We start from the raw sequence: 19,941 nt of genomic DNA, 5'->3' as shown, positions 1-19,941 counted from the left end.
TCGCGATGAGGAGCGGGCGCGTACGCCATGGCACACGGGTGATGCCTTAGACGGTCATCGGGTTGGGTTTGGCGGGATCAAGGTCGTACTTCTTGAGCGCCTCGGCGACCACCTTGCGTTCGATCGAGCCTTCGTCCGCCAGCGCGTTCAACGCGGCGACCGTGACCCAGTAGCGATCGACTTCGAAGAAGTGACGCAGCTTTTCGCGCGTGTCCGAACGGCCGTAGCCGTCGGTGCCCAGCACGACGAACTTCTGCGGCACGAACGCGCGGATCTGCTCGGTCAGCGCGCGCACGTAGTCGGTCGATGCGATGACCGGACCCGGCGCATCCTTCAGCAGCTTCTCGACGTGCGACAGCTTCTTCTCTTCGGTCGGGTGCAACAGGTTCCAGCGCTGCACTTCGTGACCTTCGCGCGCGAGCTCGGTGAAGCTCGGCACGCTCCACAAGTCGGCGTTGACGCCCCAGTCGTTTTTCAGCAGGTCGGCCGCGGCGATCACTTCGTTGAAGATCGTGCCTGCGCCCATCAGTTGCACGTGCGGCGCCTTTTTATCGGCTGCGGTCTTGCTGAACGAGTACATGCCCTTGATGATGTCGGCCGCCACGGTCTCGCCCTGCGGAATCGCCGGGTGCTCGTAGTTCTCGTTCATCACGGTGACGTAGTAGTAGACGTCTTCCTGGTCGGCGACCATGCGGCGCAGACCGTCCTGCACGATGACCGCGAGTTCGTAGCCGAACGTCGGGTCGTAGCTGATGCAGTTCGGCACCGAAGCCGCCCACATCAGCGAGTGGCCGTCTTCGTGTTGCAGGCCTTCGCCGTTCAGCGTCGTGCGGCCCGCCGTGCCGCCCAGCAGGAAGCCGCGCGAGCGCATGTCGCCAGCGGCCCATGCGAGGTCGCCGATGCGCTGGAAGCCGAACATCGAGTAGAAGATGTAGAACGGGATCATGATCTCGCCGTGCGTCGAGTACGACGTCGCGGCCGCGATCCAGTCGGCCATGCCGCCGGCTTCGTTGATGCCCTCCTGCAGGATCTGACCGGTCTCCGACTCACGGTAGAACATCAGCTGGTCGGAATCTTCCGGCACGTACTTCTGGCCGTCCTGATTCCAGATACCGATCTGACGGAACAGACCTTCCATACCGAACGTACGCGATTCGTCCGGCACGATCGGCACGACGCGCTTGCCGAGCGTCTTGTCCTTCAGCAGGATGTTCAGGATCCGCACGAACGCCATCGTCGTGGAGATCTCGCGGCCTTCGCCCGTGCCCTTGAGCAGCGGCTCGAATGCCGACAGTTCCGGCACCGGCAGCGACTCGGCCTTCTGACGACGCGCCGGGAGATAGCCGCCGAGGTCCATGCGCTTCTGGCGCATGTATTCGAGTTCCTTCGAGCCTTCCTCGAACGTCAGGTACGGCACGTCGACGATCTGCTCGTCCGTGATCGGTAGACGGAACTGGTCGCGGAACTTCTTCAGCTGCTCCACCTGCATCTTCTTCTGCTGGTGGGTGATGTTCATCGCCTGGCCGGCTTCGCCCATGCCGTAGCCTTTGATCGTCTTCGCGAGGATGACGGTCGGCTGGCCCTTCGAATTCGACGCTTCCGTGAACGCCGCGTAGATCTTGTGCGGATCATGGCCGCCGCGGTTCAGATTCCAGATGTCGTCGTCGGACCAGTCGGCGACGAGCGCCTTCAGCTCCGGCGTGTTGAAGAAGTGCTCGCGCACGAACGCGCCCGACTCCGACTTGTACGTCTGGTACTCGCCGTCGACCACTTCCATCATGCGGCGCATCAGCACGCCCGACTTGTCGCGCGCGAACAGCGCGTCCCAGCGGCTGCCCCAGATGACCTTGATGACGTTCCAGCCGGCGCCGCGGAATTCGCTTTCGAGTTCCTGGATGATCTTGCCGTTGCCGCGCACCGGACCGTCGAGACGCTGCAGGTTGCAGTTGATCACGAACACGAGATTGTCCAGACGCTCGCGGCCGGCCATGCCGATCGCGCCGAGCGATTCCGGCTCATCCGTTTCGCCGTCGCCGAGGAAGGCCCAGACCTTGCGGCCGTCGGTCTTCGCGATGCCGCGCGCCTGCAGGTACTTCATGAAGCGCGCCTGGTAGATCGCCATGATCGGACCCAGGCCCATCGACACGGTCGGGAATTGCCAGAAGTCCGGCATCAGCCACGGATGCGGATACGACGAGATGCCCTCGCCGCCGACTTCCTGGCGGAAGTTGTCGAGCTGCTTGTCGGTCAGGCGACCGAGCAGGAACGCGCGCGAGTAGACGCCCGGCGACGAGTGGCCCTGCACGAACACGAGGTCACCGCCATGCTCGGCCGACGGTGCGTGCCAGAAGTGGTTGTAGCCGACGTCGTACAGCGTGGCGGCCGACGCGAACGACGCGATGTGGCCGCCGACGTTGGTTTCCTTGCCGGCGCGCAGCACCATCGCCATCGCGTTCCAGCGGGTGTATGAGCGGATACGGTGCTCGATGTCCTGGTCGCCGGGGTTCTTGGCCTGGCGCGCGACCGGAATCGTGTTGATGTAAGGAGTGTTAGCGGAGAACGGCAGATGTTCGCCGTGCACGCGTGCGAATTCGATCTGTTTTTCGATCAGGTAGTGGGCACGGTCAGGGCCAACAGCAGAAATCACGCCATCCAGCGCTTCCAGCCATTCGCCGGTTTCCTGGGGATCGTCGTCTTTATCGGCGGCGACATATTTCATGACTTCGTCGGGTACAGCGGACATGCTCGTCTCCTGGATATGGGAACGCACTTTTGAACAGACGACGCGGACGCAGGAATGGCCGCGGCAGCTCCCGGCGATTGTAATGAGGGTCCAGACGTCAGCGCAACCAAATTTTCAAATTACGAGATCAATTCTCATAATGCGGAAAATTGCTGCAACGCAACCTGGTTTGACTGCCGATCGACTGATCCGTCGGCTAGTTTGCGCCGATCAACTGCACTTTCCGTGCTTTTTTGCGTCATTTGTCGGGGACGTGCTGAGCTACAATGCCACGCATGTTGACCGAACGGCTCTTCTCTCGCTCGGCGCGCACCGCGGGTTCGCCGGCGGATTCGTCGCCGTCCTCGCGCTGGCACCACGGACCCTGGTGGTCCAATTCCTATTTGCTGACGCCGCTCCTGTCGATCCTGGTGTTCCTGGTCGTCATGAGTCTGATTCTGTGGAGTCTGAACCGGCGCGAGCAGCAACAGCAGGAAGACACGCTGTACCGCAACGTCGCGTGGGCGCAGCAGCAGATCCGCCTGTCGATGACGGGCGCGCAGGAGCAGATCCAGGCGCTCGCGCGCGACCTCGCCGCCGGCCATGCCGACGAGCATTCGTTCCAGGTGAGCACCACGGACATCATGCAGGGGCATCCTGAGATCCTCTACATGAACTGGTACACGGGCCAGCAGCAGCCGCGCTGGCCCAACGCCGCGCCGCCGGTTCTCGGCCAGCGGCTCGCGCGTCCGAACGACGCGCAGATGGACGAGGCTGTCAAGGCCGGCTTCGCAGAGGCGCGCAACACGCGCCGCCAGGTGTACTCGCCGCTCATCTACGACGACCTCGGCAACGGCTTCATCACGCTGCAAACGCCGATCTTCCGCGACCGCGATTTCCTCGGCACCATCGCCGCGGTGTTCTCGGTGGAAGGCATTCTGAAGCGCGACATCCCGCCCGAGCTGTCGGCCAAATACAAGATCTCGATCATCGACGTGAACAACCGCGAGTTGACCACCACGTCGACCCGCCCGCGCCTGCCGCGCGACATGTTCTACGACCTGCCGCTCGACCCGCCGGGCCAAGGCATTTCGGTGCGCGTGTACGCGTTCCCGCAGATCACCAACTTCACGAACAACACGCTGGTGTGGCTGGTGGCCGGCCTCTCCTGCTTCGTGCTGTGGAGCCTGTGGAGTCTGTGGAAGCACACGCGCCAGCGCTTCGAGGCGCAGCAGGCGCTCTACGCGGAAGCGTTTTTCCGCCGCGCGATGGAAAATTCGGTGCTGATCGGCATGCGCGTGCTCGACATGCACGGCCGCATCACGCACGTGAATCCGGCGTTCTGCCGCATGACCGGCTGGGACGAAAGCGACCTCGTCGGCAAGAGCGCACCGTTCGCCTACTGGCCGCGCGATGCATACCCCGAAATGCAGCGCCAGCTCGACATGACACTGCGTGGCAAGGCGCCCTCGTCCGGCTTCGAGTTGCGCGTGCGGCGCAAGGACGGCTCGACGTTCCACGCGCGGCTCTACGTGTCGCCGCTGATCGACAGCTCGGGCCGCCAGACCGGCTGGATGTCGTCGATGACCGACATCACCGAGCCGAAGCGCGCGCGCGAAGAGCTCGCCGCCGCCCACGAACGCTTCACGACCGTGCTCGAAAGCCTCGATGCCGCGGTGTCCGTGCTCGCCGCCGATGAAGCCGAGCTGCTGTTCGCGAACCGCTACTACCGGCATCTGTTCGGCATCCGCCCGGACGGCCACCTCGAACTCGCGGGCGGCGGCTTCGACAGCTCGCAGGCGTCGTCCGATTCGATCGACATGGTCGACACCTTCGTCGGCCTGCCCGCCGCCGCGCTGACCGAAAGCGCCGCCGACGCGCAGGAAATCTACATCCCCGGCATCCAGAAGTGGTTCGAGGTGCGACGCCAGTACATCCAGTGGGTCGACGGCCATCTTGCGCAGATGCAGATCGCGACCGACATCACGACCCGCAAGCGCGCGCAGGAACTCGCGCGCCAGCAGGACGAGAAGCTGCAGTTCACGAGCCGCCTGATGACGATGGGTGAAATGGCCTCGTCGCTCGCGCACGAACTGAACCAGCCGCTCGCCGCCATCAATAACTATTGCTCCGGAACCGTCGCACTGGTTAAATCCGGTCGAACGACGCCCGACAATCTGCTGCCGGTGCTCGAAAAGACTGCGCAGCAGGCGGTGCGCGCCGGCATGATCATCAAGCGCATCCGCGAGTTCGTGAAGCGCAGCGAGCCGAAGCGGCAGGCCACGCGGGTCGCGGATATCGTCGCGGACGCGGTGGGTCTCGCCGAAATCGAGGCAAGGAAGCGGCGGATTCGCATCGTTACCGATCTGCGCTCGCGGCTGCCGGTGATCTACGTCGATCCGGTGCTGATCGAGCAGGTGCTCGTGAACCTGCTGAAGAACGGCGTCGAAGCGATGGCCGAAGCGCGCCCCAACGCGGTCGACCCAGTCATCCGCGTGGTCGTGCGACTGGAGAGCGGATTCGTTTGCATCAGCGTCGTCGACCAGGGGCCCGGCGTCGACGAAGCGACCGCCGAGCGTCTGTTCGAACCGTTTTACAGCACCAAGTCCGATGGCATGGGCATGGGGCTGAACATTTGCCGTTCGATTATCGAATCGCACCGCGGCCGTCTGTGGGTGGTCAACAACGTCGAATCCGACGGCCACATCACGGGCGCCACGTTCCATTGCAGTCTGCCCATTGGGGAGCCTGACGGCCCGAGCAACGGCGGGTCCGAGGCGCCGATACCACAAACCGTTACGGGAGAGCTATGAACAGCCCAGTCACCACACAGGAAACCGTCTTTGTCGTCGACGACGACGAGGCCGTGCGAGATTCGCTGCGCTGGCTGCTGGAGGCGAACGGCTACCGCGTTCAGTGCTTCTCGAGCGCCGAGCAGTTCATCGACGCATGGCAGCCGCATCAGCATCCGGGCCAGATCGCGTGTCTGATCCTCGACGTGCGGATGTCCGGCATGAGCGGGCTCGAGTTGCAGGAACGCCTGATCGCCGACAACGCGTCGTTGCCGATCATCTTCGTGACGGGCCACGGCGACGTGCCGATGGCGGTGTCGACGATGAAAAAAGGCGCGATGGACTTCATCGAAAAGCCGTTCGACGAAGCCGAACTGCGCAAGCTCGTCGAGCGCATGCTCAACAAGGCACGCAGCGAAAGCACCAGCGTCCAGCAGCAGCGCGCCGCGGCCGAGCGCCTCGGCAAGTTGACCGCGCGCGAGCATCAGGTGCTCGAGCGGATCATCGCGGGCCGCCTGAACAAGCAGATCGCCGACGACCTCGGCATCAGCATCAAGACGGTCGAAGCGCATCGCGCGAACATCATGGAAAAGCTGAACGTCAACACGGTCGCCGATCTGCTGCGACTCGCGCTGTCGAACAAGCCGCAAACGGCGCAGTAACAGAGGCACGGGCGGCCCTTCGTTCGGAGGGGCCGTTGGTACGTGGCCGCCATCCGTGGCGGTTGCGTCGCCGGTTCGCGACGGTCTGACCGACGCCGAGTCCGGCGTGCGAGCGGCCTGCCCCGGCGCTCGCAGTGCGCTTCCTTGCTGCCACAGGACCGCCGCCTCACATCCCGGACGCTCCCACGCGCGCAGCGCCCCGAATCGACTGCGGAAGCGCGCCCCCGCGCCGGTATAATGTTTGACTTCGCGGCGGCGCCTTGCCCGAACCCGAAGCGCGCCTCTCGCAGGGCGACGGGGCTCCGTCAGCCAGCCGAAGCACGCCGTCGCGCGCCCCTCCGCGCGAGCGCTTCGCCCCGCCTGCCAAATCGCCTGTCCCGACCTGATTCCCGATCCCAATCTCGACCCAACGTTCGACCGACCATGACAGCCAAACTGATCGACGGCCTCGCCCTCTCCAAGACCCTGCGCGCCGACGTCGCGGCGCGCGCCGCCGCCCTGACCGCCCGCGGCCATCAGCCGGGCCTCGCCGTGATTCTGGTCGGCGACAATCCGGCCAGCGAAGTGTATGTGCGCAACAAGGTAAAGGCCTGCCACGACAACGGCCTCGGCTCGTCGTTTGACCGCTATCCGGCCAATCTGCCCGAAGCCGACCTGCTCGCGCGCATCGACGAGCTGAATCGCGATCCGGCCATCCACGGCATTCTCGTGCAGTTGCCGCTGCCGAAGCACATCGACAGCCACAAGGTGATCGAGGCGATCGCGCCCGAGAAGGACGTCGACGGTTTCCACGTCGCCAATGCGGGCGCGCTATTGACGGGTCAGCCGCTGTTCCGTCCGTGCACGCCGTACGGCGTGATGAAGATGTTCGAGGCCTACGGCATCGATCTGAAGGGCGCGAACGCGGTCGTGATCGGCCGCTCGAACATCGTCGGCAAGCCGATGGCGCTGCTGCTGCTCGAAGCGGGCGCGACCGTCACGATCTGCCACAGCAAGACGCGCGATCTGGCCGCGCACACGCGCAACGCCGACGTCGTGGTCGCCGCGACCGGCCTGCGCAACATCCTGACCGCGGACATGGTGAAGCCGGGCGCGACCGTGATCGACGTCGGCATGAATCGCGACGACGCCGGCAAGCTGTGCGGCGACGTCGACTTCGCGGGTGTCAAGGAAGTGGCCGGCCACATCACGCCGGTGCCGGGCGGCGTCGGCCCGATGACGATCACGATGCTGCTGGTCAACACGATCGAAGCGGCCGAGCGCGAGGCGGACGCGACCAAGGCGTAACCGCCGGGCGGTGAGCGCGAGGCGGAGTGAGGCGACTCATCCGTCTCGTTCCCCGGGGACATCACCCGCCCTTCTCTCTCGCAGAAGCACCACCTCCTTACCGCGTCGCCGGAACCCGCGGCCCACGCCACGCCCCGCCCCAACGCGCGCCCAGCGCGCCGCAACATCTGTTAATTTGTCAGCCGATGGATTGGAATCGGCGCCCCCCGCCCCAATAATGTCCATAGCCGGTGCCGCCATGCGCCGAGCGTCGAGCGACCCACCACGAGACGGCACGCGCGAGCGCCGCACCGCCCCCTTCACCCGCGTCAGACAGGAAGCCTTATGTCCACTACCGCCACGCATCAAGACAACCCGCTCCTCGATTTTTCCGATCTGCCGCGCTTTGGCTCCATCCGACCCGAACACGTGACGCCCGCCCTCGACGTGCTGCTCGCCGACGCGGCGGCCGCCGTCGAGCGTGCCGCGCTGCCGGCCACGCCCGCGTCGTGGGCCGACGTCGTCGAACCGGTCGAGCGCGCCACCGAGCCGCTGTCGCGCGCGTGGAGCGTGATCGGTCATCTCAATGCCGTCGCCGATACGCCCGAGCTGCGCGCCGTGTACGGCGAAAACCTGCCGCGCGTGACCGAGTTCTGGTCGAGCGTCGGCCAGAATCTCGCGCTCTACGAGAAGTACAAGGCACTGAACGCCAGCGACGAATTCGCATCGCTGAACGGCGAACGCAAAAAAATCCTCAGCAACGCGCTGCGTGATTTCCGTCTGTCCGGCGCCGAGTTGCCGGAAGACCAGAAGCCGCGTTTCGCCGAATTGCAGGAGCGCCAGGCGGCGCTGTCGAAGGCATTTTCGGATCACGTGCTCGATGCGACCAACGCGTATGCGTACATCGTCGATGCGGGCAACGAAACGCAACTGGCGGGGCTGCCCGAAGACGTGATCGAAGCCGCGAAGGAAGCGGCTGTACGCGACGGCAAGACCGGCTACAAGTTCACGCTGCACTTCCCGTCGTATTTCCCGGTCATGCAGTACTCGGAGAACCGTCCGATGCGTGAAGCGATGTATCGCGCGTACGTGACGCGCGCGTCCGAACTCGGCGCGCAATACGGCAACGGCAAGACCGAGTGGGACAACACCCAGGTGCTCGCCGACGAACTGAAGCTGCGCGCCGAAGAAGCGCAGATGCTCGGCTACGGCAACTTCGCCGAAGTGTCGCTCGCACCGAAGATGGCCGAATCGCCGGCGCAGGTGATGGCGTTCCTCGAAGACCTCGCGACGCGCGCGCGTCCGCATGCCGAGCAGGACTGGAAAGAGCTGCGCGAATTTGCGGCGAGCGAACTCGGCATGACCGATCTGCAGCCGTGGGATATGACGTTCGCCGCCGAGCGTCTGCGTCAGAAACGCTATTCGTTCTCGGAAAACGAAGTGAAGCAGTACTTCCCGGAAGACGCGGTGTTCAAGGGCCTGTTCAAGGTCACCGAGACGCTGTTTGGCGTGCGCATCCGCCGCGACGAAGCGGCCGTCTGGCATCCGGACGTGCGCTTCTTCCGCGTCGAGAATCAGGACGGCGGCCTCGTCGCGCAGTTCTATCTCGACCTGTATGCACGCGAAGGCAAGCGCGGCGGCGCATGGATGGACGACGCGCGCGGCCGTCACAAGCTCGCGCATGGCGCGGTGCAAACGCCGGTCGCGTATCTAACCTGTAATTTCTCGGCGCCGGTCGGCGGCAAGCCCGCCTGCTTTACGCACGACGAAGTGATCACGCTGTTCCATGAGTTCGGCCACGGCTTGCATCACATGCTCACGCGCGTCGATGAGCTCGGCGTGTCGGGCATCAACGGCGTCGAATGGGATGCGGTCGAGCTGCCTTCGCAGTTCATGGAGAACTTTTGCTGGGAGTGGGACGTGCTATCCGACATGACCTCGCACGTCGATACTGCGAAGCCGCTGCCGCGCGAGCTGTTCGACAAGATGCTCGCCGCGAAGAACTTTCAGAGCGGCCTCGGCACGCTGCGGCAGATCGTGTTCTCGATGTTCGACATGCAACTGCATACGGGCTTCGATGCGAACGGCGCGAAGAGCGCCAACGAACTCGCGCGCGAAATCAACGAGCGCTTCCATGTCGTGCCGCAAGCGCCGTTCTCGCGTTGGCCGAATACGTTCAGCCATATTTTCGCGGGCGGTTACGCGGCCGGCTACTACAGCTACAAGTGGGCGGAAGTGCTGTCGGCCGACGCGTACGCGGCGTTCGAGGAAGCCGCGCAAGCCGCGGGCAGCGTGCTCGATCAGACGACCGGCATGCGTTATCGTCGCGAGATTCTCGAAGTGGGCGGCAGCCGTCCGGCGATGGAATCGTTCAAGGCGTTTCGTGGCCGCGAGCCGAATATCGATGCGCTGCTGCGGCATAACGGCATGGCGCCGGGTGCCGCGCACTGAGCGATTGAAACGTCGCGATGATCGTTCGGCCTGGATGCGATGGCGCTGAATGAACGATGCCGATAGAAAAACCGGCGGTCTGCGCAAGCAGGCCGCCGGTTTTTCATTGATGCGCGAGATACGTCGCTACGCGCGATGCAGCTTGAAATCGACCTGCTCAGGCCGCCCTTCTAGCGATAACGACACGCTCGCGGCCGGCGCGCGGCCGACCACCCTGCCCCGGCTCACCACCACGAGCCGCGCGGCGCGCAGACGGATCGCCTCGACCTCGTCGCGCGCATCGAGCACGACGAGATTGGCCGCGCATCCGGGCGCGATGCCATAGTCTTCCAGACCGAGAATGCGCGCCGCGTTCACGGTCACCGCGTCGAAACAGGCGTGCATGCCGTCGACGCTGGTCATCTGCGCAACATGCAGGCCCATCTGCGCGACTTCGAGCATGTCGGCCGAACCAAGGCTGTACCACGGGTCCATCACGCAGTCGTGGCCGAACGCGACCGTTATGCCCGCGGCCAGCATCTCCGGCACCCGCGTCATGCCACGCCGTTTCGGGTATGTGTCGCTGCGGCCTTGCAGCGTGATGTTGATCAGCGGATTCGCGATCGCCGCGACGCCCGACTCGCGCATCAGCGGCAACAGCTTGCTCACGTAGTAGTTGTCCATCGAATGCATCGACGTCAGGTGCGAACCGGCGACACGTCCGTGCAGGCCGAGCCGGTGCGTTTCGGCCGCGAGCGTTTCGATGTGGCGCGACAGCGGATCGTCCGATTCGTCGCAATGCATGTCGACGCGCAGGCCCTTTTCGGCCGCGTACTCGCACAGCATGCGCACCGACTGGGCGCCGTCGGCCATCGTGCGCTCAAAATGCGGAATGCCGCCGACCACGTCGACGCCCATGTCGATCGCGCGCTTCAGATTGTCGAACGCCCCGGCGCTGCGCAGCAGACCGTCTTGCGGGAAGGCGACCAATTGCAGATCGAGATACGGCGCGACGCGGCGCTTCACTTCTAGCAATGCCTCGACCGCGAGCAGACGCGGATCGCACACGTCGACGTGGCTGCGGATCGCGAGCAGGCCGCGCGCGACCGCCCAATCGCAATACTGCATCGCGCGTTCGATCAGCGCTTGCTGCGTGAGCTCGGGCTTCAGCTCACCCCATAGCGCGATGCCTTCGAGCAGCGTGCCCGACGCGTTCACGCGCGGCAAACCGTACGACAGCGTCGCGTCCATATGGAAATGCGGGTCGACGAATGGCGGCGTGACGAGCGAACCGGCTGCGTCGATTTCGTCGCGCGCGCTCGCGGCCAGGTTCGGCTCGATGGCGACGATACGGCCCGCGTCGACGCCGATGTCGATTGGGGACTGGTGATGCGGGGACAGCTGGGCGGCACTGCGCGGCAGCGTCGCGCGGCGGATGATCAGATCCATGTTCGCTCCGGTTGATCGCGTTCGGACTCGCTACGATTCTATCGGCGCCAGAAAAATGCGGGCACCGATGCGTACCGGCGCGCAGGCCGAATTCCGTACCGGCTGCGCGCGATGCGACGCGCCTATACTCGCCGTTTCGGCCATGCAATGACGGAGCGTACAGATGAAAACGATCGGCGTGATCGGCGGAATGAGCTGGGAGTCGTCCACCGAGTACTACCGGCTGCTGAACCGCCACGCGAAGGCGCGGCTCGGCGGACATCACAACGCGCGCAGTCTGCTGTTGACCGTCGATTTCGCGTCGATCGAGGCGAACCAGCGCGCCGGCGACTGGCACGCGCTCGGCGAGCAGATGGCCGACGCCGCGCGCCAGCTCGAACGCGGCGGCGCCGATCTCGTGATCCTTGCGACGAACACGATGCATCGCGTGTGCGAATCGATCGAGCAGGCAATCACGGTGCCGTTCCTGCACATCGCCGATCCGACCGGCGCGGCGCTGCGCGCAGCGGGCATCGAGCGCGTGGGCCTGCTCGGCACGCGCTACACGATGGAGCAGACGTTCTATATGGGCCGGCTGCGCGAGCGCTATGGACTCGACACGCTCGTGCCTGAAGACGATGAGCGCGCGGACGTGCACCGCATCATTTACGACGAGCTATGCCACGGCAACGTGGCCGACGCGTCGCGCAAGGTTTATCAACGCGTGATCGAGCACCTGGCCGCGCGTGGCGCGCAGGCGGTGATACTCGGCTGCACAGAGATCACGCTGCTGATCAAGCCGGAAGATTCGGTGCTGCCTGTGTTCGATACTACTGCGTTGCATGCGCAGGCGGCGGTGGAGTGGGCGATCGGGTCGGAGTGAGGATGGGCGCGGGACTCTGGTTTTGCGCCGGAAGGAAAACAGATTCGCCTCCCTTTGTCGGTGAGAGAAGGCGCGAGTCGAAAGCGATAGATCGACACTCATAACGTCCCGTGCATACACATCGGTCCGGATGGAACTGTCCGCGCCTTGCAACAAGCCGATTACGCGTTGAGGAGGCGCTGGATCTCGTCAAGAAAAGAGGCGACGGTGTAGCCCCACGGCTCGGGAGAAAATCCGCGCCCATACATCTGATCGAACGCAATGGCCCGATCGTGCGGGTGTTCGTTCCTGAACGAGTCTATTTCCCGAACTAAATTGGCGTAATCATGAGGACTGTCCTGCTTGTAACCCGCGACTATTTCCGGGACGGTTTCTCCGAACAGGTCGAAGTCCTGGCCGAAATGCGTTCTCATGAGGTGGTCCCCCTGATAGGTTTGATTCGGCGTTGAATCGGCGCGCCGGTTCAACCCTGCGCCGATTCAATGCCCCGATCCAACGTACACCGCAAACCCGCGCCAGACAAAGCGCTCAGCGGGCGCGTTGATTGTTTGACAGGCGTATGCGCCGATTCTGAAATTGAGTCTGCTCTAACGACAGATGAGGTTTCAGATGCAGATGGTCAACTCGCTGATGCAGCGCGCTGGATTGCTGCAAGTCCTGCCGACTGATGAAGCCGCCGCTGTGCTTAACCGCAAGCCGCAGACGTTGCGCAAGTTGGCCTGCCTCGAAAATGGTCCGATCCGCATCAATGGTCGTCTCGCCTGGAAAGTCTCGGACCTCGCCCTGCTGCTGAACGGAGGCGCAGCATGAGCACGCTTCCGATACTTCCGGCTTTCACCAAAGCCTGGATCAAGGGTGGCCGCCATGATGTCCTGCCCGTCACGCTGCTGCAATTCTATGGAGAGGCGCTGCGCAAACGATATGCGCCTTGTTGCTGTGTGTCGTGCTGATTGTCTTGTTTTTCTTGGGCCGGCGGCAGGAAGTGTCAAGTCGCTTGCCAGGCGAGGGCGGCCGGAGCCGTTCTGATGCGCAATGAATCACATGTGCCGGATTTTCTTTAACGATTGTCAAGATGCGCCTATCTCATATTGTTTCCGTTGACCTCGCGAAATCTAAATGGTCAGTTAACGGGTTTTACAGCCAATGCTGTGTCGCTGGTCTTTTCAAGGAGCAGGGAGTGGCAGAATTCGACCCGTTAAGCCAGGGTATCACGGGGCACCAGGCGTGCCACCTGTCGGTGCCAGGCACCGACAGCGCGTCAGCCTTATCGGTCGTTTCGTTCACGGCCACCGAGACGATGGGCGAACCCAACGTCGTCCATATCGAGTTGAGCCACCCGCAGCAACTGCTGCGCTCGGACTATCTCAACCTCGACGCGGTGTTCACCATCGTGGCCGGGGACGGGACCGTACGGAAGTTCTCGGGCTATATCGAGCGCTTCTCGACCATTCAGACAGCGAAGGATTTTACGAAGTATGCGATCACGCTGAGGTCGCACTTCGGGCGGCTCGCCGCCGTCACGACCACCCAGCCTTACCAGCACCTCACGACACCGCAGATTATCCAGGCCGTCCTGGGCCGGCACGGTATCCCGGCTCACCTGATGGCGGTCCGCCTGCGCCGCCAGTATCCGGTTCACGCGTGGCGTTTCCAGTACCAGGTGAATGATCTGGCCTATGTCCAGATGTTGATGCAGAAGGCCGGCATCTACAGCTATATCGTGGAAACGGAACATGGCGACATGACCGTTTTTGCCGATGACATCGACCACTACCTCTACGACGAGCCGCAACGGATCGTGCCGTACCGCGAGGCGGCGGGACTCGAAGCGGACGGGGTGGAAGCCGTCACGGTCATCAGGACCCATACCGTGACGGTGCCGCAATCGTTCATCGTGGCAGACTACAACCCGGAAGGCGCCTGGGAGCGTTTGCGCGACACGGCGAATGTCGCGCCTGCCGATCCGACCACCTACGGCCAGCCGTACCTCTATGGCACGAACCACCTGGACCAGGCCGGGGCCAAGTGGGAGGCGCAGCTCCGCCACGAGGCGGCCATTGCCCGCCAGATCGTGTATGAGGGCGAGAGCAACGTGCTCGCATTGCAGTGCGCGAGCGTACTCGAAACGGATATCGTGCTGCCCGATGCGCCCAAAGGTCAGGTCGTGATCGAGGTCACGCACAGCGGCGCGCGCGACGCATCCTACACCAACAGCTACAAGGCGATCCCTGCCGACCGGCGTTTCCGGCTGGAACTGAAGCCCGAGACCTGGCCAAAAATTCCGGGAACGCTCTCCGCTCGTATTTGCAGCCCGGACAAGTACACCTATGGCTATCTGAATTCCGCAGGCTACTACGTGGTTCGGCTCGATGCCGATTTCGGCACCTGGCCCAACGGCGGTGAGAGCGTGCCGCTGCGTCTCGCGAAACCGTTCGCGGGCAAGCTGCAGACCGGCATGCACTTCGTTGCGCTGGATAACGACGAAGCAGTCATCTCCTTCAGGGACGGGGACCCGGACAAGCCGGAAATCACGGCTTTCCATCACCACAGCCAGGCGCGCGACCTGGTGACGAATGACCGCCGCTGGCTCTCGCGCAACACGATCCGCACGCAGAAAAACAACAAGCTGCGTATGGAGGACTGGGAGGGTCAGGAAGGCGTCAAGCTCAGCACCGACCATTCGGGCAAGTCGCAACTGAATCTCGGCTACCTCGTCAACAGCAAGCTCGAATATAGGGGCGAAGGGTATGAGCTCAGATCGTCGGGCTGGGGGGCGCTTCGCGCAGGCAAAGGCGTGATGGTTACGACCTATGACCGTCCCGGCGCCACCGGCAAGCAGCTTGACATGCAGGAGACCATCGCGCAGCTTGAAAGCGCGCTGGCGACCGCAAAGGCGCTCGCCGCATCGGCCGCGAGCGCGAAGGCCGAGCCTGCCGATACCGACGCGCAGCAGCAGATGAAGGACGATCTGGACGGCCTGAAGCAGCCGGGCCTGCTGATGAGCACGCCCGCCTCGGCGGCGCTTGTCGCGGGCGGCGGCGTACAGTTTTCGGCGCAGGATAGCATCTCGACCGTCGCAGGGAAGAACGCCGACTGGAGCGTGGTCAAGCGCTTTACGATTGCGGCGGGCGAAAAGCTGTCGCTGTTCGCGCAGAAGTTTGGCATCAGGATTTTTGCCGCCAAAGGTCCGGTTGAAGTCCAGGCCCAGAGTGGCCCGATGTCCCTCATTGCGGACAAGGACGTGAACGTTGCCAGCGTCAACGGCAAGGTCAATCTGTCTGCCGCGAAGGAAATCATCCTCGAATGCGGCGGTGCGTTCATCCACATGAAGGACGGCAGCATCACCTTGGGCGGCCCGCTCGACCTGTTCATCAAGACCATCACCGTGCAGAAGCAGGGCAAGGCGTCGCTGCACATCCCGGTGTCTGCGCTTCCGCTTTCTCCGGACGAACACCTTTTCAGCAACCGGGTTGACCTTTCCAGGGCAGCTTTTGCTGCAGAACGTCTCGGTTGTCCCTGGGCGAACCTTCCCTACGTCGTGACGAACAAGACGGGCACCCAACTGGATTCCGGCCTGCTGGACGAAGCAGGCTCCGGCCCGCGCTTCTTCAGCCGGAAAGCCACGGATGCGCAGGTATGGGTTGGCACGACCGGATGGGATGCCGACGAGCAAACGCTAATCGACAACGGGGACGAGGAGGAAACCGCATGAGTGCCAATCCAATGACGGATGCGCCGGAAGTCTATGTCGTCCAGCCCGGCGATACGCTGGGCGGGATTGCACGGACCTATGGCACGACAACTCACGTGCTTGCAAAGATGAACAGGCTTCAGAATCCCGACCGGCTAACCGTTGGTCAGCGGCTGGTGGTCAGCGAAAAGAAGGTGTGTGCGGTCGTGCCACTGTTCATTGATCGGGACCGCAATCCAATCAAGGGACTGCGCTACCGTATCGAAAGTGGGCGTGCATCGGCGTTTGAAGGGGTGAGCCAGCTAAATGGTCTTGGTGAGCGGTTCATTACAAAGACCGAAGGCGATGTTGTCCGCATTCAGGTGCGTAAGCTCGATGGCACATGGAAGCTCATACACGAAACCCAGGCGCGAATTGGCGAAAAGCTTGTCACGCTGAAGAGCCGCAGGATTGTCCTGCCCCTCAGGATGGAGCCGCATCCGCAGACGCCGGACGGCTTGCCGGTCAGTGATCAACCATCGGCACCCAGGCCCAGGCCTGTTCCGATTGGTACGCCGCACCAGGCCAGCGGTGACATGCATCATCCAGCGGCAAAAGGCGCGGACAAGGGCATGAAGGGTCAGCAGACCAGGACTCCGCAGGGCGCGACCGATACGCACTACAGCAAGGACCGGCCCGACCTGCAAAAATATTTCGCGCTATACACGGGCGAAAAAATCACAGACGCCGATTGGGATCAAGCCGCAAGGACTATCACGTGCGAAATAGCGGTCATTAAGGCGTTCGCCCACGTTGAATCGGGAGTCGCGGCGTTCGACCGGAATCATCGTCCGACTATCCTCTATGAGAGGCATAAATTTTCTAAGCATTCGAATCACCGCTTTGATGCGGCAAACGCCGATATTTCCAGCGAAAAACACTATACGCGGAAAAAACTTGACAAGGCTGGGCATCCCATCGCCCCGAACGATCGATATGGTGCAGACCAGTATGAACGTTTCGAGCGCGCATACCTGCTGGATGCGGATGCAGCGATCCAGGCCTGTTCGTGGGGTAAATTTCAGGTGTTAGGCGAGAACTACCGGGATTTGGGCTTTTTAACTGTACAGAGGTTTCTTGAAGCGGCCTGCACTTCCGAGCGCAGACATCTTCTCGACTTGTTTATACCCTTCGCACTGAGCAAGCGTGATCCCAAATATGGGCGTGGGACGTTGAGAAATGCGTTAATTGAGAAAAATTGGGAAAACGCCGCCTGGCTCTATAATGGACCGGGTTACAGTGAAAATAATTACGACACTCAACTCAGGGAGGCTTATGAAAAAATCAAGGCAGGCACTCTACATGTTTAGCATGCTTGCTGTCCTGTACGGACATGCAGTTTTTTCCGCAGCCACAACCCTAAGCAATAAGGTCGGAGCACTTGATATTGGCAGGCTTGAGGTTTCAATAAAACAGCGGCCGGACTTCTTCCGTTTAAACGAAGTACAGTCTTTCCGCACGCAATTTGAAAACGGAAGTATTTATTTTCTTTCGTCAAGCACGATGCTTTCGCCAGTCGTAAAGCCTGTTACCCACGGGTATCCTGGCGGACGTGGCTGGTGCGAATTCGATTTCTTTGACCAAAACTACAGGTACGTGAATGGCATCCGGGTCAATATTCAGGACCATAGCGACACAAACGTCTGTAACTGGATCGAAGGCGTTTCTGCCGTGACGTATAAGGGCCAGCCCGCATTGCTTACGACGGTTCAATACAGTCGTGGCATCGACCCGGCCAAGTCGATAGACGAGATCGGGAACAACTATCACCGTTTCACCGCGCTGCTTGTGCTGACCCCTCACCCGGACGGCTCACTCTCGATCCGCCAGGACGATAGTTGCCTGGGTCCGGGGAATCAGATTGGCGAGCTTGCTACCGCACGAAAACGGCTTGCTGAATGTAACCAATAGCACGAGCCCTCCTTGCGGGTAGGCATTTTGACTGTTTCGCCTTTGTTAAAAAATATTTCGTGGCAGCCTTTCCAAGAATGAGGACGTGAAATTGAATTTTTTTCGCAGAATTGATTGTGCAAAAAATTGTTTCTTACTTGCCCTGTTGACGGCGGGCATGGTCCACGCAGCTGTATTGCCAGCAAACATTGTCAAACTCATACCGAAGGGGTTTGAGGTATTGAGCTACGCAGTGGGCCAGCTAACTGATGATAATCGTCAAGACTATCTGATCGTCATCCATCATCCTGTTGACACTATGCAGCGGCCGTCTGTGCGCCCTCTACTTATCTTTACTCAAAATATCGATGGGACGTTCAGACTCGCGACACGGAATGACGCTGTTGTCATGCAGGCCGACGAAGGTGGGCAGTGCGAGCCCTTCACAGATAGCGGTGACAACGGGTTAGCAATTAAAGATCGTTACTTTACGGTCCAGAATAGTGTGGCCTGTGGAAATCACTGGACGGATTACATTACGTTCCATTACGACGTGAAGCAGCATAATTGGTTGTTCCACAACGAGATTGCGCAAAGCTGGCGTCTTAACCCCGCCTCAAGCGGCGATGCCATGCTGGCAGATCCGCCCCATGTTACGAAAGCAGACAGAAAGCATCCGATTACGTTCGAGGCTTGGAGACCGACTCAGTAATTTACCATCCGGGAGACGGCCGGCGCGCGGTGCCCTTCGCGCCACGGAACAGATATGCGCCGCCCATGCCTCCATCATCGGACGCCGCTGGTCCAAAAGGTTGTCCCGCTGAGGTAGTCAGGCGACCGTCCCGTCCTTGTCCGGTCAAGGTAATCGGCCCACTCCTGCATCATCTCGCGGCGCGCGCGAATGAATTTTGTGCGGTTGTACGCCGAACCAAGGTTAAAGGATGGGCGGCCTCAAATCTGAAGTGCAACACCTATCTCGTATAAGGTGTTGCGATGCACGAAAGAACTCAGTACCAGCAACTTCAACCTGAAGAGCGTCTGACCATTGCAAGCCTGCATCTGCAGGGTTCGAGTATCCGGGCCATGGCCCGGATACTCGGGCGCTCGCCGGCCACCGTTAGCCGGGAACTGACGCGAAACAGCTCTCCCGCTGGCTACGCGTCCGTGTCGGCTGAAGCACTCAGTGCCGCACGCCGCAGCGCGGGTCGCCATCCCACAAAGCTTTGCCTGCAAAGCGTCTGCTGGCGTATCGTTCTCACCCTGCTCGAGTGGAAATGGTCACCCCAGCAGATATCGGGCACACTCAAGCGTATGTATCCGACCGACCCGACCCAACAGGTTTCGCACGAAACCATCTACACGGCCATCTATGCCCAGCCGCGCGGCGAACTGCGCCGTCAGCTCATTGCGTGCTTGCGCCATGGCCACAGCACGCGCATGCCGCGTACACGGGGCACAGACCGGCGCGGACAGATTCCTGACATGGTCAGTATTCATGTGCGGCCGCCCGAAATCGAAGACCGACTGCTGCCTGGGCACTGGGAAGGCGACTTCATCAAGGGTGCCGGCAACCAGTCCTCGGTAGGCGTGCTGGTCGAACGGACCAGCCGGCTGGTGCTGCTTGCCAAGATGGAAGACGCCACCGCCGCTTCAGCGCTGGCGGGCTTCTCCGCCAAACTCAATTCGATTGTCGCGCCATTACGGCAGAGCTTCACCTACGACCAGGGCAAAGAAATGTCGCGCCATAAAGAGCTCACCGCCGCAACCGGCGTGAAGGTGTACTTCTGCGACCCCCACAGTCCCTGGCAACGCGGCACTTGCGAAAACACCAACGGGCTACTGCGCCAGTATCTGCCCAAAAGCGCAGACCTTTCGGTCTACAGTCAGGACGAACTTGACGCTATCGCCGACAGTCTGAACAGCCGACCTCGCGCGACTCATGCCTTCCATTCGCCATTCGAGGTCTTCGCCGCGACCCTTGCCTCGGCAAGTCAACCTCAAGGCTCTAAACATTAAACCCGCTGTTGCGCTTCACTCTTGAAACCGCCATGAATAAGAAGGAAGCGATCGCCCGGATTGAAGAAATGCTCTCTGCCGTTGCGAAAAAACGGGACTGTTTACTGCACTCTCTGGAAAAG

The 19,941-nt window shown here is 62.0% G+C and carries 15 protein-coding genes; 12 read left to right on the top strand and 3 right to left on the bottom strand.

The features are described 5' to 3' along the window. Nucleotides 1-46: 46 nt before the first annotated feature. Entirely contained in the window at nucleotides 47-2,743 is a 2,697-nt protein-coding gene (gene aceE / locus OKW45_RS19565) for a pyruvate dehydrogenase (acetyl-transferring), homodimeric type (protein ID WP_429470576.1), read from the bottom strand. Nucleotides 2,744-3,018: 275 nt separating this feature from the next. Between aceE and fixL the strand changes: the two genes are divergently transcribed. The 4 genes from fixL to OKW45_RS19545 all read left to right on the top strand — a co-directional run bounded on the left by fixL (nucleotide 3,019) and on the right by OKW45_RS19545 (nucleotide 9,893). Continuing rightward, on the top strand, nucleotides 3,019-5,535 hold the full coding sequence (fixL, locus tag OKW45_RS19560) for an oxygen sensor histidine kinase FixL (protein WP_035470140.1): 2,517 nt from the start codon (nucleotides 3,019-3,021) through the stop codon (nucleotides 5,533-5,535). Then, nucleotides 5,532-6,176: an oxygen response regulator transcription factor FixJ gene (gene fixJ, locus OKW45_RS19555; RefSeq protein ID WP_018417512.1), complete on the top strand. Its 645-nt coding sequence runs from the start codon at nucleotides 5,532-5,534 to the stop codon at nucleotides 6,174-6,176. The genes fixL and fixJ overlap by 4 nt, the downstream gene beginning before the upstream one ends. Before the next feature lie 423 nt (nucleotides 6,177-6,599). After that, nucleotides 6,600-7,463, top strand: a complete 864-nt coding sequence (folD, locus tag OKW45_RS19550; protein ID WP_429470574.1) for a bifunctional methylenetetrahydrofolate dehydrogenase/methenyltetrahydrofolate cyclohydrolase FolD — start codon at nucleotides 6,600-6,602, stop codon at nucleotides 7,461-7,463. 324 nt (nucleotides 7,464-7,787) lie between these two features. Further along, a complete protein-coding gene (locus tag OKW45_RS19545) occupies nucleotides 7,788-9,893 on the top strand; it encodes a M3 family metallopeptidase (RefSeq protein WP_429470573.1) in 2,106 nt (701 codons plus the stop codon). Nucleotides 9,894-10,019: 126 nt separating this feature from the next. Here OKW45_RS19545 and OKW45_RS19540 read toward each other — a convergent pair whose 3' ends face one another. Further along, complete coding sequence (locus tag OKW45_RS19540) at nucleotides 10,020-11,321, bottom strand: amidohydrolase family protein (RefSeq protein ID WP_429470571.1); 1,302 nt, start codon at nucleotides 11,319-11,321, stop codon at nucleotides 10,020-10,022. 163 nt (nucleotides 11,322-11,484) lie between these two features. Here OKW45_RS19540 and OKW45_RS19535 point away from each other — a divergent pair, with 163 nt between their 5' ends. Continuing rightward, a complete protein-coding gene (locus tag OKW45_RS19535) occupies nucleotides 11,485-12,183 on the top strand; it encodes an aspartate/glutamate racemase family protein (protein ID WP_429470569.1) in 699 nt (232 codons plus the stop codon). A gap of 161 nt (nucleotides 12,184-12,344) precedes the next feature. Here OKW45_RS19535 and OKW45_RS19530 read toward each other — a convergent pair whose 3' ends face one another. After that, the gene (locus tag OKW45_RS19530; protein WP_429470567.1) at nucleotides 12,345-12,596 is read right to left on the bottom strand and encodes a contact-dependent growth inhibition system immunity protein; all 252 of its coding nucleotides are present in this window, start codon (nucleotides 12,594-12,596) and stop codon (nucleotides 12,345-12,347) included. A gap of 196 nt (nucleotides 12,597-12,792) precedes the next feature. Here OKW45_RS19530 and OKW45_RS19525 point away from each other — a divergent pair, with 196 nt between their 5' ends. The 7 genes from OKW45_RS19525 to OKW45_RS19495 all read left to right on the top strand — a co-directional run bounded on the left by OKW45_RS19525 (nucleotide 12,793) and on the right by OKW45_RS19495 (nucleotide 19,819). Then, nucleotides 12,793-12,993: a hypothetical protein gene (locus tag OKW45_RS19525; RefSeq protein WP_018419563.1), complete on the top strand. Its 201-nt coding sequence runs from the start codon at nucleotides 12,793-12,795 to the stop codon at nucleotides 12,991-12,993. After that, nucleotides 12,990-13,133, top strand: a complete 144-nt coding sequence (locus OKW45_RS19520) for a hypothetical protein (protein WP_429470565.1) — start codon at nucleotides 12,990-12,992, stop codon at nucleotides 13,131-13,133. The genes OKW45_RS19525 and OKW45_RS19520 overlap by 4 nt, the downstream gene beginning before the upstream one ends. Nucleotides 13,134-13,420: 287 nt before the next feature. Further along, nucleotides 13,421-15,895, top strand: coding sequence for a type VI secretion system Vgr family protein (locus OKW45_RS19515; protein ID WP_429473319.1), 2,475 nt, complete (start codon nucleotides 13,421-13,423; stop codon nucleotides 15,893-15,895). Beyond that, nucleotides 15,892-17,223, top strand: a complete 1,332-nt coding sequence (locus tag OKW45_RS19510) for a LysM peptidoglycan-binding domain-containing protein (protein WP_429470564.1) — start codon at nucleotides 15,892-15,894, stop codon at nucleotides 17,221-17,223. Before OKW45_RS19515 ends, OKW45_RS19510 begins: the two co-directional genes overlap by 4 nt. Then, nucleotides 17,216-17,824, top strand: coding sequence for a hypothetical protein (locus OKW45_RS19505; protein WP_429470562.1), 609 nt, complete (start codon nucleotides 17,216-17,218; stop codon nucleotides 17,822-17,824). Before OKW45_RS19510 ends, OKW45_RS19505 begins: the two co-directional genes overlap by 8 nt. An 85-nt stretch (nucleotides 17,825-17,909) precedes the next feature. Next, on the top strand, nucleotides 17,910-18,515 hold the full coding sequence (locus OKW45_RS19500; protein ID WP_429470560.1) for a hypothetical protein: 606 nt from the start codon (nucleotides 17,910-17,912) through the stop codon (nucleotides 18,513-18,515). Nucleotides 18,516-18,796: 281 nt separating this feature from the next. After that, nucleotides 18,797-19,819, top strand: a complete 1,023-nt coding sequence (locus OKW45_RS19495; RefSeq protein WP_429409801.1) for an IS30 family transposase — start codon at nucleotides 18,797-18,799, stop codon at nucleotides 19,817-19,819. Nucleotides 19,820-19,941 lie beyond the last annotated feature (122 nt).

The organism is Paraburkholderia lebeckiae, from assembly GCF_050436225.1.
Classification (GTDB): domain Bacteria; phylum Pseudomonadota; class Gammaproteobacteria; order Burkholderiales; family Burkholderiaceae; genus Paraburkholderia; species Paraburkholderia tuberum.
The sequence above is the reverse complement of the archived record's forward strand: the minus strand, read 5'-3'. Positions and strand labels throughout refer to the sequence as shown.

Bases quoted from the DNA above. Each gene is read 5' to 3' on its own strand.
- aceE (WP_429470576.1), bottom strand. From the start codon at position 2,743: ATGTCCGCTGTACCCGACGAAGTCATGAAATATGTCGCCGCCGATAAA.
- fixL (WP_035470140.1), top strand. From the start codon at position 3,019: ATGTTGACCGAACGGCTCTTCTCTCGCTCGGCGCGCACCGCGGGTTCG.
- fixJ (WP_018417512.1), top strand. From the start codon at position 5,532: ATGAACAGCCCAGTCACCACACAGGAAACCGTCTTTGTCGTCGACGAC.
- folD (WP_429470574.1), top strand. From the start codon at position 6,600: ATGACAGCCAAACTGATCGACGGCCTCGCCCTCTCCAAGACCCTGCGC.
- OKW45_RS19545 (WP_429470573.1), top strand. From the start codon at position 7,788: ATGTCCACTACCGCCACGCATCAAGACAACCCGCTCCTCGATTTTTCC.
- OKW45_RS19540 (WP_429470571.1), bottom strand. From the start codon at position 11,321: ATGGATCTGATCATCCGCCGCGCGACGCTGCCGCGCAGTGCCGCCCAG.
- OKW45_RS19535 (WP_429470569.1), top strand. From the start codon at position 11,485: ATGAAAACGATCGGCGTGATCGGCGGAATGAGCTGGGAGTCGTCCACC.
- OKW45_RS19530 (WP_429470567.1), bottom strand. From the start codon at position 12,596: ATGAGAACGCATTTCGGCCAGGACTTCGACCTGTTCGGAGAAACCGTC.
- OKW45_RS19525 (WP_018419563.1), top strand. From the start codon at position 12,793: ATGCAGATGGTCAACTCGCTGATGCAGCGCGCTGGATTGCTGCAAGTC.
- OKW45_RS19520 (WP_429470565.1), top strand. From the start codon at position 12,990: ATGAGCACGCTTCCGATACTTCCGGCTTTCACCAAAGCCTGGATCAAG.
- OKW45_RS19510 (WP_429470564.1), top strand. From the start codon at position 15,892: ATGAGTGCCAATCCAATGACGGATGCGCCGGAAGTCTATGTCGTCCAG.
- OKW45_RS19505 (WP_429470562.1), top strand. From the start codon at position 17,216: ATGTTTAGCATGCTTGCTGTCCTGTACGGACATGCAGTTTTTTCCGCA.
- OKW45_RS19495 (WP_429409801.1), top strand. From the start codon at position 18,797: ATGCACGAAAGAACTCAGTACCAGCAACTTCAACCTGAAGAGCGTCTG.